This is a genomic window from Kribbella antibiotica, from assembly GCF_004349055.1.
Taxonomy (GTDB): Bacteria; Actinomycetota; Actinomycetes; order Propionibacteriales; family Kribbellaceae; genus Kribbella; species Kribbella antibiotica.
The window spans coordinates 1-13,681 of record NZ_SMKX01000050.1 but is presented as its reverse complement, the minus strand read 5'-3'; the positions used below and the strand labels follow the sequence as shown (position 1 = coordinate 13,681).

General features: G+C 67.6%; 12 protein-coding genes, 1 tRNA gene and 1 riboswitch. Of the genes, 3 read left to right on the top strand and 10 right to left on the bottom strand.

The window, feature by feature from the left end:
* Positions 1-88: 88 nt before the first annotated feature.
* Positions 89-748, top strand: coding sequence for an MBL fold metallo-hydrolase (locus tag E1263_RS18670; protein ID WP_132169040.1), 660 nt, complete (start codon positions 89-91; stop codon positions 746-748).
* A gap of 1 nt (position 749) precedes the next feature.
* On the opposite strand, the gene E1263_RS18665 is transcribed toward E1263_RS18670, so the two are convergent.
* Positions 750-1,367 (bottom strand): hypothetical protein, encoded by a 618-nt coding sequence (locus tag E1263_RS18665; protein ID WP_132169038.1) that lies wholly within the window; start codon positions 1,365-1,367, stop codon positions 750-752.
* Positions 1,368-1,629: 262 nt separating this feature from the next.
* Between E1263_RS18665 and E1263_RS18660 the strand changes: the two genes are divergently transcribed.
* Positions 1,630-2,175: a TetR/AcrR family transcriptional regulator gene (locus E1263_RS18660; RefSeq protein WP_132169036.1), complete on the top strand. Its 546-nt coding sequence runs from the start codon at positions 1,630-1,632 to the stop codon at positions 2,173-2,175.
* 84 nt (positions 2,176-2,259) lie between these two features.
* On the top strand, positions 2,260-4,449 hold the full coding sequence (locus E1263_RS18655) for an MMPL family transporter (RefSeq protein WP_132169034.1): 2,190 nt from the start codon (positions 2,260-2,262) through the stop codon (positions 4,447-4,449).
* A 33-nt stretch (positions 4,450-4,482) separates the two neighbouring features.
* On the opposite strand, the gene E1263_RS18650 is transcribed toward E1263_RS18655, so the two are convergent.
* The 9 genes from E1263_RS18650 to E1263_RS18610 all read right to left on the bottom strand — a co-directional run bounded on the left by E1263_RS18650 (position 4,483) and on the right by E1263_RS18610 (position 13,546).
* Complete coding sequence (locus E1263_RS18650) at positions 4,483-5,286, bottom strand: group I intron-associated PD-(D/E)XK endonuclease (protein WP_238161322.1); 804 nt, start codon at positions 5,284-5,286, stop codon at positions 4,483-4,485.
* Positions 5,287-5,313: 27 nt separating this feature from the next.
* A tRNA-Pro gene (locus E1263_RS18645) sits at positions 5,314-5,387 on the bottom strand.
* A 57-nt stretch (positions 5,388-5,444) separates the two neighbouring features.
* Positions 5,445-7,721 carry a sialidase family protein gene (locus tag E1263_RS18640; RefSeq protein WP_165956676.1) on the bottom strand — a complete coding sequence of 759 codons (2,277 nt, stop codon included), beginning with the start codon at positions 7,719-7,721 and terminating at the stop codon, positions 5,445-5,447.
* Positions 7,722-7,871: 150 nt separating this feature from the next.
* Complete coding sequence (gene der / locus E1263_RS18635) at positions 7,872-9,254, bottom strand: ribosome biogenesis GTPase Der (RefSeq protein WP_132169028.1); 1,383 nt, start codon at positions 9,252-9,254, stop codon at positions 7,872-7,874.
* Positions 9,247-9,978: a lysophospholipid acyltransferase family protein gene (locus E1263_RS18630; RefSeq protein ID WP_132169026.1), complete on the bottom strand. Its 732-nt coding sequence runs from the start codon at positions 9,976-9,978 to the stop codon at positions 9,247-9,249. Before E1263_RS18630 ends, der begins: the two co-directional genes overlap by 8 nt.
* A 110-nt stretch (positions 9,979-10,088) precedes the next feature.
* Entirely contained in the window at positions 10,089-10,757 is a 669-nt protein-coding gene (gene cmk, locus E1263_RS18625) for a (d)CMP kinase (RefSeq protein ID WP_132169024.1), read from the bottom strand.
* Between the two features lie 445 nt (positions 10,758-11,202).
* Positions 11,203-12,267, bottom strand: a complete 1,065-nt coding sequence (locus E1263_RS18620; RefSeq protein ID WP_132169022.1) for a prephenate dehydrogenase — start codon at positions 12,265-12,267, stop codon at positions 11,203-11,205.
* On the bottom strand, positions 12,264-12,632 hold the full coding sequence (gene aroH, locus E1263_RS18615; RefSeq protein WP_132169020.1) for a chorismate mutase: 369 nt from the start codon (positions 12,630-12,632) through the stop codon (positions 12,264-12,266). Before aroH ends, E1263_RS18620 begins: the two co-directional genes overlap by 4 nt.
* Positions 12,633-12,673: 41 nt before the next feature.
* Positions 12,674-13,546, bottom strand: coding sequence for a bifunctional 5,10-methylenetetrahydrofolate dehydrogenase/5,10-methenyltetrahydrofolate cyclohydrolase (locus E1263_RS18610; protein ID WP_272949675.1), 873 nt, complete (start codon positions 13,544-13,546; stop codon positions 12,674-12,676).
* A gap of 22 nt (positions 13,547-13,568) precedes the next feature.
* Positions 13,569-13,676: riboswitch (ZMP/ZTP riboswitch) on the bottom strand.
* Positions 13,677-13,681 lie beyond the last annotated feature (5 nt).

Here is a 13,681-nt window from a genome sequence, read left to right as displayed (position 1 = left end):
TCGGAACCGGCCTTCCGTGCAAATCGGCGGGGGTGCGAGGATCAGCCGGAGTAGTCAGAGCAGGCACCTAGATTCCAGGGAGCGTCGCATGCCGGAGTACCACGGAAACGTCGAGGTCGGCGGGCCCGCCCAGACCCACGAGCTGGCCAAGCTGATGATCACCAAGGTCGCCGTCGGGCCGATGAACAACAACGCCTACCTGCTGCGCTGCCGGCAGACCGATGAGCAGGTCCTGATCGACGCCGCCAACGACGCGAGCACCCTGCTCACCCTGATCGGCGACGGCGGCCTGGCTCGTATCGTCACCACCCACCGCCACGGCGACCACTGGCAGGCCCTCGCCGAGGTCGTCGCCGCCACCGGCGCCACGACCGTCGCCGGCCGCTTCGACGCCGAAGGCATCGACATACCGACCGACCAGCTCGCCGACGAAGGCGACCAGATCTCCGTCGGCGACTGCCGCCTCCGCGTCATCCACCTCGTCGGCCATACCCCTGGCTCCATTGCCCTCGTCTACGACGACCCCGACGGCGCCCCGCATGTCTTCACCGGCGACTGCCTCTTCCCCGGCGGCGTCGGCAACACCGAAAAAGACCCGAAGCGCTTCGAGTCCCTCCTCAACGACGTGGACACCAAACTCTTCGGCACCCTCCCCGACGAAACCTGGGTCTACCCCGGCCACGGCGGCGACACCACCCTCGGCACCGAACGCCCCAGCGTCGCCGAGTGGCGCGGACGCGGCTGGTGACCTAGCCCTCCAGATCCAGCACCCGGGCGATGGCCGCGCTCACCGCCGCCTCCCGCCCGGGCAAGTGCCGAGGCGCCCACTCGACGACGAGCGCGTAGAAGTCGGTCAGATCCCGCTCGACTGCATCCAGCAAACGGCTGAGCTCAGCGACCGGCAATTCGATCGTCGGGCTTCCGTCCTGCTCGGCATCGACCGTGAGCAGGATGCAGTCGCCGACTCGCTCGGCAGACGGTGACGTCGGTGGATGTCCGAAACCGATCGTGCCGCCAGCACTGAACAGCCGCCGCCAGTCGCGCCAATCCTCCAGCCCATCACAGCAGCCCGGCACGAAGGTGACGTCTGAGGCGTCGTCGATGACCCGCAGCCCACCGGGCGCGATGGGTGCGTCCACCGTGAGTAGTCCGTGCAGGAACGCGTCAAGCGGATCGGCGGGCATCGCAGGCTCGTCGCCGGGGTCGACGGCGACATAGTCGACGATGCAATGGACCGCCGTACCGATCTCGGCAGGTGTGAGTTCGCCACCGAGGGCCAGCCAGCCGTACGGCGCCATCGTCGCCACCGGCCAAAGGTCGAAGCCGTCCGAGCGGGCGACCTCGAGGACGGGCTGCATCACGATCACTCCACGAGTGTCCCGCGTCGGCGCACCCCTACGCCTCTCATTTCCGACCACTCCCCTTTGCGCTCCCACCAGTCACGCATTCGCCGCGCGGATGGCTGATTCGCGCTCAAGGCAAGTGGAAACGGCGGCCTTGAGCACCGATCAGTCACTGGCGGCAGGGAAATGTGACTGGTGGGTGCTCAAAGGGCGAGTTTCCGTGATGCGGGGCACAATCCTGACCGATCGGTTGAAAACTGGCCGATCGGTCAGGGAAGATGGGGGCATGACCACCACTCCGGCCCGTGAGCGCACTCGGCACGAGATTGTGCGACAGGCGATGGGGTTGTTCCAGGACCGGGGTTTCAACGCGGTCTCGTTACAGGACATCGCCTCGGCGGCGGGGTGCTCGAAGGCGACCGTGCTCTACCACTTCAACGGGAAGATGGCTGTGCTGGCCGCAGTGCTGGAGCCGGCTGCGGCCGACCTGGCGAAGGTTGTCGAGGCGGCCGAGAAGTTGTCGAACGATGCGGCACAGGAGTTCGCGATCGGGAAGTTCACCGAACTCGCGATCCACTATCGCGGCGTGATGGACGTGGTCCAGGAGATCATTCCGGTCATTCACGAGATCCCGGAGATCGGTCAGCTGGTGGCCGACGGCCTTCGGCTGCAGCGGTTCCTGGCCGGGTCGGACGGCAGGCTCGAACTCGGCCTGGCCGGGTTCGCCATCGGCGGCCTGATGGGCGAGTGCCGGCACCCCGGCGAACAGACCGACGAAGAGTTGCGGCAGTTGTGCGACATCGGCCTGCGCCGCCTGCTCAGACCCAACTGATCCACCCAAAGATTTGTTCTACCGGCTCGCCACCAGAGGACGGGCGGCCGGCTTCTGCCCGCACGTCAGAACGGATGCCATCCGATGGCCAACCTCCTGTACCGGCTCGGCCGGTTCTCCTACCAGCGCCGGCGCCTGATCGCCGCGATCTGGGCGGTTTTCATCGTCGCGCTGGGGGTCGGTGCGCTGACCCTCGGCGGGAAGACGGTGAACACCTTCTCGATCCCGGGGACCGAGTCGCAGCGCGCCCTCGACGCCCTCAAGCACGATCTCCCGGCCGCCAGTGGCGCGTCGGCGACGATCGTGGTGAAGGCGCCGGACGGCAAGACGCTGGCCGACCCGAACGTGAAGGCCGCCGTCGGCGCGACCGTCGCCAAGGCCGCGAAGGTGCCCGAGGTGATTGCGGCACTCGACCCGTTCACCACCAAGGCCATCAGCCCGGACGGACGTACCGGCCTGATCAGCGTGCAGTTCGCCAAGCCCGCCGATGAGCTGGCCAAGACAACCACCGAGGCGTACGACGGCCTGTCCACGCTGAGCACTGGCGACCTGCAGGTGGTCCCAGGCGGCCAGGTGGTCGGCGGCGTACCGGAGGTCGGTGTCACCGAGGTCATCGGCGTCGTCGTCGCAGCCCTCGTGCTCGTCATCACCTTCGGCTCACTGGTAGCAGCCGGTATGACGCTCCTGACGGCCCTGCTCGGTGTTGCCGCCGGGATGGCCGGCCTGTTCGTCGTGACAGCGTTCACCGATGTGTCGTCGACCGGTCCCATCCTGGCGTTGATGCTCGGCCTGGCGGTCGGTATCGACTATGCCTTGTTCATCAGTTCGCGGCACCGCACTCAGCTCGCCGCAGGCATGGACGCCGAGGAGTCGGTGGCACGGGCGACTGCGACCGCGGGTTCCGCCGTACTATTCGCCGGGGCGACGGTAGTGATCGCACTCGCCGGGTTGTCCGTGGTCGGCGTACCGTTCCTGACCGCGATGGGCCTCGCGGCCGCGGCGACCGTGCTGACCGCCGTACTGGTTGCCCTCACGCTGGTTCCGGCCATGCTCGGCTTCATCGGCGACCGGATTCTGCCGCGCAAGGTTCGCAAGGCGCCGGCAGCCCCATCGGTCAATGGCACAACAGCTAAGGAGGGCTTCGGCTTCCGCTGGGGCCGTTTCGTGACCCGCTTCCGCGTCCCGATCGTTGCCTTGGGCATCGTTGGTCTCGGGTTGCTGGCGATCCCCGCCAAGGACATGCAGCTCGCGCTGCCGGACGGTGCGTCAGCCGCGGCCGGCAGCCACCAGCGGGTCGCCTACGACCTCACCGCCGCAGCCTTCGGGCCGGGCGCCAACGGTCCGCTCATCGTCGTGGTGAAGACGGACAACCCCGCTCAGTCGAACACGATCGTCGAGCAGATCCTCGCCAAGGCGCCCACGCTGAAGGACGTCATCGCAGCTCAGCCGGCCGCCGCCAGTGAAGACGGCAAGACGCGCCTGCTGCAGATCATCCCGAAGAGCGGCCCCGCCTCCGAGGCGACCAGCGACCTGGTCAAGGACCTCCGCACCACGATCAAACCGCTCGAAACCCCCGGTACGACGATCGCTGTCACCGGCAACACTGCAGTCGGCGTCGACGTCTCGCAGAAACTGGCCGACGCCCTCCCGATCTATCTCCTGCTGATCGTCGGGCTGTCGTTCTTGCTGCTACTGCTGGCGTTCCGCTCCATCCTGGTCCCGCTGAAGGCCACCCTCGGCTTCGTCCTGACCATCGGCGCCACCTTCGGTATCACCGTCGCCGTCTTCCAGCAGGGCCACCTGGCCAGCCTGTTCGGCATCGACAACCCCGGCCCGATGGTCAGCTTCCTGCCGATCATCATGATGGGCATCCTGTTCGGCCTGGCCATGGACTACGAGGTCTTCATCGTCTCCCGGGTCCGCGAAGAATTCGTGCACGGCAAGGCCGCAACCCCGGCCACCGTCGAAGGCCTCGGCCACGGCGCCCGCGTCGTCACGGCCGCCGCCCTCATCATGGCCTCCGTCTTCGCCGGCTTCATCCTCGTCCACGACCCGATCATCAAGGCCATCGGCTTCGGCCTGACGATCGGTGTCCTGATCGACGCGTTCGTCGTCCGGATGACGCTCGTACCGGCCGTCCTCAGCCTCCTGGGCAAGGCCGCCTGGTGGTTCCCGAAGTGGCTCGACCGGATCACCCCGAACGTCGACATCGAAGGAGAATCCCTGCGCCCGCAGGAGAAGCCCGGCACCAAGGAACTCGCCGACGTCCACTGACCGCGCGAGGGGGCACCGCTGACCGGTGCCCCCTCACTGCAGCAGGCTCGAGGCGTCACCCACCCGATATGGGGCGTAGCTCTCGGCGGAAATCCCGACCTTCCCAGCCAGCACCAAACTGGGGATGACATAGATGCTTCCGTCTCCGAGCAGGATGAAGAAGAGATCTAGCGCGTCAGGGTCGTACGGCATCTTGCTCGCGGTCTTGTCGAGCGTGTATGGACGTCGGCCGATGCCCACGCCCCAGTAACCTTTGCTGTTGCGGGCGGCGCACGTCTTCACCTGAACCCGTTGCACGCCCTTGGTGGTTGTGACCAGCAAGTCGTACTCCTGAGGTTCGATCGGTAGGGCCACAGCACAGCCGCGCAGTGTGAACCAGGCCATGGCTACCGCTGATGCCGCATATCGCAGCGTGTCCATCCGAACCGGCCCGTTGAATACATCGTCTTCGGAGGCTTCCTCGCGCGGGCCCTTGAGGTGCGCGAAGTCCAGGCCCAGCCGGACCACGTGGCCCTTGACGCGCACACGACTGGCGCCGTTGTCGAGGACGCCGAGGGCCGACAGCACGTCGGCCCAACACGTTGCCTTCGGCACCGCTTCTCGGAGCTGCTGGTCCGACCATGGGCGTTGGCCCGTGAAGTGGGCCGAGTCGAGTTCGAGCCGACCGGCGTGCCGCTTCAGCGTTCGGATCACCCCTGCCGAGGTGCCTTTCAGATCCAGTGCTCGCGCGACACCGCGCCAAGAATGATTGGCTTTCACGGCCGAGCGCAAGTCGTCGTCGGTCCAATTGCGTCGATCCCCCAGAGTCTTCATGGGCTCAAAACTAAAGAGGAGCACCGACAAAATCGGTGCTCCTCTTTGGGGTCGGGCTGACAGGATTTGAACCTGCGCTCTTCTGGCCCCCAGCCAGACGCGTTACCAAGCTACGCCACAGCCCGCCGTTCGGCTCCGTAGAACCGAACGCGTAAACCATACCGCATGTCGGGGACTGGTTTTTACCGGGGTGGGACGGTGATGGTTCGGGACCAGATCGTTGAGGTGGTGGGCTTGTTGAGCGACCAGTTGGCGCCGCGATCACCGAAGGCCAGCAGGGTCGTGGGGCCGGTCTGGATCAACGAGCCGTTGGCGGAGTTTCGGTAGTCCACGTAGGTGGGCGGGGACCAGCTCGTCCCGTTGCCGTCTTCCGAGATGGCCAGCGACTGGCCGGGGCGGCCGTAGTACAGCAGGAGGCGGTTGTCGGGCAGCAGGACGAGGCTCGGGTACACCCCAGCCATGGCAACGCCGTTGGCCTTCAGCGGCGCGGGAGCGGTCCAGGTCTTGCCGTTGTCGGTGGAGCGAACCTGGTACATCTGCAGGTAGGAGCCGGTCCGCATCACCGCGAGCAAACTGCCGTCCGCCGTGCGCGCCACGGCTGCTTCGCAGAAGCCTTCGCCGTTCACGGTCGCGCTGTAGGCGATGGTGGATTGGGTGGTCCAGTTGAGACCGCCGTCGGTGGAGCGCAGGAGGAGCTGGCGGTAGCGGGCGTCGCCGTCGTAGTAGCCGTAGCCCGACTGGTAAAGCGTGCCGTCGGGGTCCTCGACGACGCTGTGGATCAGGACGAAGCCGCCCATGGTGCGGCCGGGCCGGCTGGTCGTCGAGCTGATCGGTTTCATGTTCACCGGGGTCGTCATTGCGCCGACGCGGATGGCACTCCAGGTCTGCCCGCCGTCGTGAGACACGGTGGACTCGACGTCCGCGCTGCGGTTCCCGGTGCGCATGAACGTGTGGTACGAAATCGCGAGCAGGTCGCCGTTGCGCAGCTTGGACAGCATGTACGACTGCTCGTTGGGCATCGGGTTGCGGCTGGGTTGAGGACGCCAACTGGCGCCCTGGTCGGATGAGGTGGCGATGCGGGTTCCGTTGCTGGCGGTCACGTCCGGGTGGGCGCCGTACGTGACGATCGCCTCGGCGCCGGTGTTCACGGCTGAGTGCGGCATCTGCAGGAGGTCGTTCGTCACCGAGTCGACGGTGACCGCAGGGCCGACCTCAACCGCACCTGGCGCCGGTACGTCGGGAGCCGGCAACGCAGACACGTCGTCCACGAAGACCTCGTCCCCAGTCGGCGCGGTCCCGTTGCTGGACACCTCGAAGGCAGTGAGGTCAGTGACCCGGCGCATCCCGATCGGACCGCCGGCCAACTGCCGGACGCCGTTCACCGATACCTGGGCTTCCTCCTCGTCCGCAGCGACCCGTACGGCGAGCTGGTTCCAAGCCCCGATCCGTACGACGCCCGGCGGGCTCACGGTCGTCCAGAAGTTCCCGTCGTACCAGCGCAGGCTCCCGTCAGCGCCAACCGCGATGTGGAATACGAGCCGCCGATCAGCGAACCCCTCCATGTGGCCCAGCAGCGAGATCTGGAACCCCTGCGCAAGCGCGACCGGGTAGACCGCGAGCTTCAGGTCGATCCCCCGCTGCGGGACGACCGGGCACGTGATCACGGTCTGCTTGTCGGTGGCCCGATCGTTCAGCCGCAGAGAGCGCGATCCCGTGTTCGCGCGCAGCGTGCTGACCACACCCGCAGCCTTACCCGCCGGCGTACTGCAACCAGTCGGTACGGCGTCCGCGGCCTCGGTCTCATAGCCCCGACCGGCCGTGGTCCGGACATCGTCGAAAAAGACCTTGTCGCCCGTCGGCGCGGTCCCGTTGCTGGCGAACTGATACCCGGTCAGGTCGAGAACGGCCGCGGTTCCGGCGCGCTTCGCCGTACCGACGGCGGTGCCGTTGACGGAGACCTGCGCCGCCAGCGCTCCCCCGTCGATCCGGAAGGTGTTCCAGGCACCGACGTGGACGGTGCCAGCCGGTGCGAGCGGCGACCAGCGGGTGCCGTCGTACCACTGGATCGCGCCGTTGGACTGAACGTTCAAGTGGTAGATCACGCCACTGGCGCCGCCTTGCCAGCGACCGAGCAGACTCATCAGGAAGCCGTTCGGGACGCTCACCGGGAAGGCGGCGAACGACAACGACGTACCGGCTGCCGGATCTAGTGGGCAAGTGATCACGGTGTGTGACGTCGTGGATGTGTCGTTCACGAGCAGAGAGCGCGCGCTGGCGTTCGCGCCGCGCTCCGAGCTGACGACCGCGGCGCCCTTCCCGGCGGGTGTCGTACAGCCGGAGGGGACGCCGCCCACGGGCTCAACCTCGTAGGCGCGAGTGACGCCAGGCGGTTCAGCGGCTAGGGCAGTGGGCGCCGCGCTGAGGGGCGCGGCCACCAGGGCAGCAGCCAGCACAGACATGAACGCACTGCGTCCAAAACGGCGAAAGAAGCGGGGCATGGCGCGGCCTCCGATGAGCGGGTCGGAGACTCGCACACTGCCGGAAGCCGGGCTATACCGCTATCCATTCGAGGGAAATAGAAGCATTTCCCCCGAAGAATTGACTCTGCGTTAACGCTTGATCTTGTTTTTCTGCCGGGCCCGGATCTGGACGTGCACCGGGCTGCCGACGAATCCGAAGTCCTCGCGCAGCCGCCGCTCGATGAACCGCTGGTACGACGGCTCGATCTGGCCGGAGGTGAAGATCGCGAAGGTCGGCGGCATCGTGGTCGCCTGGGTGCCGAACAGGATCTTCGGCTGCTTGCCGGAGCGGACCGGGTGCGGGTGCGCTGCCACCAGCCGGCCGAGGAACGCGTTCAGCTGGCCGGTCGGGACGCGTGTCTGCCAGCCCTCAAGGGCGGCTTCGAGCGCGGGGACCAGCTTCTCCATGTGCCGACCGGTCAGCGCGCTGATGTTCACCCGCGGCGCCCAGCGGAACTGGACCAGGTCCCGGTCGATCTCCTTCTCCAGGTAGTACCGGCGGTCCTCGTCGACCAGGTCCCACTTGTTGTAGGCGATGACGAGGGCCTTACCGGCCTCCTCGACCGCGTTCATGATCCGGATGTCCTGCTCGGTCATCGGCAGCGAGGCGTCGACCACCACGACGACGACCTCGGCACGCTCGATCGCCGCGTTGGTCCGCAGGGAGGCGTAGTACTCGTGGCCCTGGACGTTCTTGACCTTGCGGCGGATACCGGCGGTGTCGATGAACCGCCACTCCTTGCCGACCAACGTGATCAGCTCGTCGACCGGGTCGACCGTCGTACCGGCGATGTCGCTGACGACAACCCGGTCCTCCTTGGCGACCTTGTTCAGCAGCGAGGACTTGCCGACGTTCGGCTTGCCGACGATCGCGATCCGGCGCGGACCGCCGGTCTTCGGGTCGCGCTCCGGCGGCGCCTCGGGCAGCGCGGCCAGGATCGCGTCGAGCATGTCACCGGTCCCCCGGCCGTGCATGGCCGAGATCGGGAACGGCTCGCCGATGCCCAGGCCCCACAGCTTCATGGCCTCGGACTCGATGCGCTGGTCGTCGACCTTGTTGGCCGCGAGCACGACCGGCTTGCCGGACTTGCGCAGCACCCGGACGACGGCCTCGTCGGCGTCGGTGATCCCGACGGTCGCGTCGACCACGAACAGCACCGCGTCGGCGGCGTTGATCGCGACCTCGGCCTGGGCCGCGACCAGGGCGGCCATGCCGACCGCGTCCGGGTCCCAGCCGCCGGTGTCGACCACGACGAAGCTGCGGCCGGCCCAGTCGGCGTCGTACGGGACGCGGTCCCGGGTGACGCCCGGGGTGTCCTCGACGACGGCCTCGCGACGGCCGATGATGCGGTTGACGAGCGTGGACTTGCCCACATTCGGCCGGCCGACGATCGCGAGCACGGGCAGCGGACCAGAGTCCTCCGCGTCGTGCGTCGTTTCGTCGAAGTCGTAGCCCGTGGGCAGGTCAGTCATCAGGGTCCTTCTTGTCTGGCGCACCCGGGAGTGGGTGACCGGTGGCTGCGACGGCGGCCTTGATATGGGCACGCAGCATGTCGCCGATCTGGTCGGCAACCGCCCGTACGTCGGAGTGCCGCCTAGGAAAGGATACTCGGTCAACCGTGAACGGTTCGCCGTACACCACGTCGACCCGGCTTCCGGCTGGCGGAAACCCCTCGATATCGCCGCCCGGCAGCCTCGTACCGAGCAGCGCGACGGGCAGGATCGGAGCCCCGGTGACCATCGCCATGTACGCCGTACCAAGCTGAATGCGGCGGAAATCGCCGGTCCCGCGGGTGCCCTCGGGGTAGATGCTCAGCACCCGTCCGTCGCGCAGCACCTTGATCGACTGCCGGATCGCCCGCGGGTCGTAAGACGTCCGGTCGATCGGGATCTGGCCGGTCGCCCGCAGGAACCAGCCCTGCAGCCCGCCGAACGCCTCGATCTTGCCCAGCTGATGCAGCATCCGCGGCGCGATCGCGCCCAGCAGCGGCCCGTCGAGCAGGCTCAGGTGATTCGGTGTCATCAGCACCGGGCCGGTCCGCGGGAACAGCTCTTGGTGGTGGACCCGCAGATCGTACTTACGCGCGAAGTACCGGCTGGCGATCGCGCGGACCGGGACGGCCAGGCGGTGCGGCAGCTTCGGCAGATCGCCAGTGCTCGGCAGGTCGTCCTGCCGCCTTGTCAGGTCAGCGGTCATGGGGCCCCGTTCTGGACTGAGGAGCGGAGGGAGCGCAGCGACTGGAGGGACGAGGGAAGAACGGGAATCAGGCCCCATGACTCGCCGCGCGAAGCGTGACATGTGCGGAGTCACTCCGTAGAGGCCTCCTTCGCGAGTCTGCTGATCACGTCGATGACCTCCTCCAAGGACATATCGGTGGAATCGATGGTGACGGCGCCGTCCGACGCAACCTGGAACTCCGCCACGGTCGAGTCGTCCGCGTCCCGGCGGACGATCTGGTCCCGCAACTGCTCCGCACTGACCGACCCAGTGGCCAGTTCAGCACCGCGACGGGCCAACCGGGCCTCCTGGTCCGCGGTCAGCAGCACCTTCAGCTCGGCGTCGGTGGCGACCACGGTCGCGATGTCGCGGCCCTCGACCACGATCCCGCCGCTCGCCTGCGCCTCGTCGATGATCTCGCGCTGCCGACGGATCAGCTCCTTGCGCACGTCCAGATTGGTCGCGATCTTGCTGACCCGCTCACTGATCCCAGGCTCACGGATCGCCGCGGTGATGTCGGTCCCGTCCGCGATCACGAACTGGCGCAGCGGATCCGTGCTCAACTCCAGCCGCAGGTCCCGGGCCCGCTGCGCAACGGCGTCGGTGTCATCCAGGTCCAGCCCGCGCTCGATCGCCGACCACGTCACCGCCCGGTACGTCGCTCCGGTGTCCAGGAACCGCAGTCCCAGCCGGTCGGCCACACCCCGAGCGGTACTCGACTTACCGGACCCACTCGGCCCGTCCACAGCGATGATCATGGTCTGAGAATATCTGCCCGCTCGGACAGCTCTCGACCACCGCGGCCGGGGCCTGCCCTGGTGGTAGCCGCGTCGCGCGAATTCTTCGGCACGAACGACTGCAGGTAGTCGCCTTCTCGCCGTACGCCGCTGCTGGCCGATGAGCGGCAGGATGGCTGAGGCCGGCGCGGGGCGTTCCGATCCGCCAAGGCCTTGAGTGGAAACTGTTTCGCACATAGCGACGAAGAATTACCACCCAGCGCGATCAGCCCCGCGTTCCGCTCCGCCGCGATCGTTGATCGGTAACTTTTTCTCAAATAGCGGGTACCTCAAGCAACCGGCACGCGGTCGCCGACCTCGCCAGTACCTCAGCCAGGCACCGGCGCCAGCAACACTCCCACTGTAAATCGGCCGCAGCGCCGTACCGGACCGGCCGCATCCGAGATGCGCATAGAGCGCAACCGCGTCAGCGGTGAACGACCCACCCACGTTCGGTCAGCGTGGCAACCATCTGATCATCGGACCCCGGCTTGACGAGAAGCTCCACCTCACCGACAGGACGGCCGGGGCTGTGGTCGATGCGCAGGTCTTCGACGTTGGCGCCAGAAGCCGCGGCATCGTTGAAGAGCCGGGCGAGCTGGCCCGGCCGGTCGGGGATCGTGACGAGGACACTGACCAGGTCGATGTGCGGGGCACCGTGCTTGCCGGGGACGCGAATAGCGCCGGAGACACCACGGGCGAGCACCGAGGTGAGTTCGTCGCCGGCCTCTTCTTTGCCTAGGGCAACAAGGACGCGGTCGAGTTCGTCGCGGATCTGTTCGAGCAGGCCGGTGAGGGCTGCTGAGTTCGCGGAGACGATTTGCGTCCACAGGCCGGGGTCGCCGGCCGCGATCCGGGTGACGTCGCGAACGCCCTGGCCAGACAGCTGCAGGTGTGAGATCGGGGCATCGACGAGAGTCCCGGCCGCCAGCGATGACATCAGCTGCGGCAGGTGCGAGACGCGGGCGACAGCGAGGTCGTGGTCCTCGACGGACAGGTCGACCGTGCGGGCGCCGCAGGCCTCGGCGAGGCGGCGCACCAGGTCAACGGCTTCCGGCGAACTCGTCTCGTGCGGCGTGATTGCCCAGGTGGCGCCGTCGAACAGGTCGGCGCGCGCGGCCAACGGCCCGTTGCGTTCCGAGCCCGCCATCGGGTGACTGCCGACGTACCGGGACAGGTCCGCGGACAGCAGGCGAGCGTCGGTCAACGGCTTGGACTTCACGCTGGCGGCATCTGTGACGATCGCGTCGGTCTGCGCGAGCTGCTCGGCGATCACCGCGCCGACGTGATCCGGCGGTACGGCGACCACCACCAACTGCGGTTCGATCTGGACGAGACGTGAGCCGGCGCCGATTCGCTCCGCCATCAGGGCGTTGTCGGGATTCGCGTCGACGAGCTCGACCACGACACCCAACCGGGCCAGGGCGAGACCGATCGACGTACCGATGAGTCCGGCGCCGACGATGCGGACCGGGCCGCGCAGTTCGGTCACTGGGCGCCTGTCAGGTCGGGACGGAGCGCGCTCGCGCCGTGCAGGTAGACGTGCTGGACCTTGTCGCGGGAGCGGTCGGTCTCGGTGTGCACCATCATCCGGACCACTCGCGGCAGCGCGTGCGGGATGTCGATCTCCTGCATGCACATGAGCGGTACGTCGGTCAGCCCGATCTGGCGGCCGGCCACGGCCGGGAACTCGGCGTGCAGGTCCGGCGTGACGGTGAACAGGATGCTGATCAGATCCGCGCTGTCCAGATCGTTCGCCTCCAGGACAGCCTTCACCAGCTCGGCGGTCCGCGCGAGCAGATGCTCGCGCTCGTCGACATCGAGCTGGGTGGCTCCCCGGATCGCCCGCACCGCCACGTCACGCCTCCTCGTCAAAGTACTTTTACAACCGCTACAGCCTAGGCCAGTCCCGCCACAGACTGGACAGCCGTCTCGGATTGCGCCTCCGCCGCATCGACCGTCTGCTCCAGCAGCAGCGCGATCGTCATCGGCCCGACCCCGCCCGGCACCGGCGTGATCAACCGCGCCACTGCAGCGGCCTCGCCGAAATGCACGTCACCGACATTGCCTTCGTTGTATCCGGCATCGATCACGACCGCACCCGGCTTCAGCCAGTCGCCGCGGACAAAGTTCGCCTTGCCGACCGCGGCGACCACGATGTCCGCCGTACGGACGATTTCGGGCAGCCCGACGGTTCGCGAGTGCGTGTAGGTCACGGTCGCGTCCGATGCCAGCAGCAACATCCCGGCCGGCTTGCCGAGAATCGGGCTGCGGCCGATCACGACCGCATGCGCCCCAGAAATCGGTACGTCGTACGCTTCCAGCAACCGCATGATCCCGCCCGGCGTACACGACCGGAATCCCGGCTCCCCGAACGCCATCGCGGCGAACGCATGCATGGTGACCCCGTCGACATCCTTCGCCGGGTCGATCGCCTCGAACGCGGCCCGCTCGTCGATGTGTCCCGGAACCGGGTGCTGCAACAGAATCCCGTGCACCGCTGAGTCGTTGGACAGCTCAGTCAGCGTCGCCACCAACTCAGCGGTGGTCGTCGCCGAAGGCAACACCACGCTGCGCGAACCGATCCCCGCCTTCTTGCTGCGGTTCTGCTTCATCCGCACATAGGTCGCCGACGCCGGGCCATCCCCCACCAGCACCGTCGCCAGACACGGCTGCACCCCGGTCGACTCGCGGAGTTTCTCCGCACGGGTAGCCGCATTCGCCACCATCTCAGCCGCGAGATCGGTCCCAACCATCAATTCAGCAGTCACGCGCACTCCTCCAGGCATCGAGCTCGAGTGCCCAGGCGCGCGGCGGGGCGGTACTCCGCCCGACAGCCGGATCATCCGGCAGGCCGCTCCCCGGTGGTACTCCACCTCAACGCCAGTCGCGACCCACCCCAACCC

Bases quoted from the DNA above. Each gene is read 5' to 3' on its own strand.
- E1263_RS18670 (WP_132169040.1), top strand. From the start codon at position 89: ATGCCGGAGTACCACGGAAACGTCGAGGTCGGCGGGCCCGCCCAGACC.
- E1263_RS18660 (WP_132169036.1), top strand. From the start codon at position 1,630: ATGACCACCACTCCGGCCCGTGAGCGCACTCGGCACGAGATTGTGCGA.
- E1263_RS18655 (WP_132169034.1), top strand. From the start codon at position 2,260: ATGGCCAACCTCCTGTACCGGCTCGGCCGGTTCTCCTACCAGCGCCGG.
- E1263_RS18640 (WP_165956676.1), bottom strand. From the start codon at position 7,721: ATGTCTGTGCTGGCTGCTGCCCTGGTGGCCGCGCCCCTCAGCGCGGCG.
- der (WP_132169028.1), bottom strand. From the start codon at position 9,254: ATGACTGACCTGCCCACGGGCTACGACTTCGACGAAACGACGCACGAC.
- E1263_RS18630 (WP_132169026.1), bottom strand. From the start codon at position 9,978: ATGACCGCTGACCTGACAAGGCGGCAGGACGACCTGCCGAGCACTGGC.
- cmk (WP_132169024.1), bottom strand. From the start codon at position 10,757: ATGATCATCGCTGTGGACGGGCCGAGTGGGTCCGGTAAGTCGAGTACC.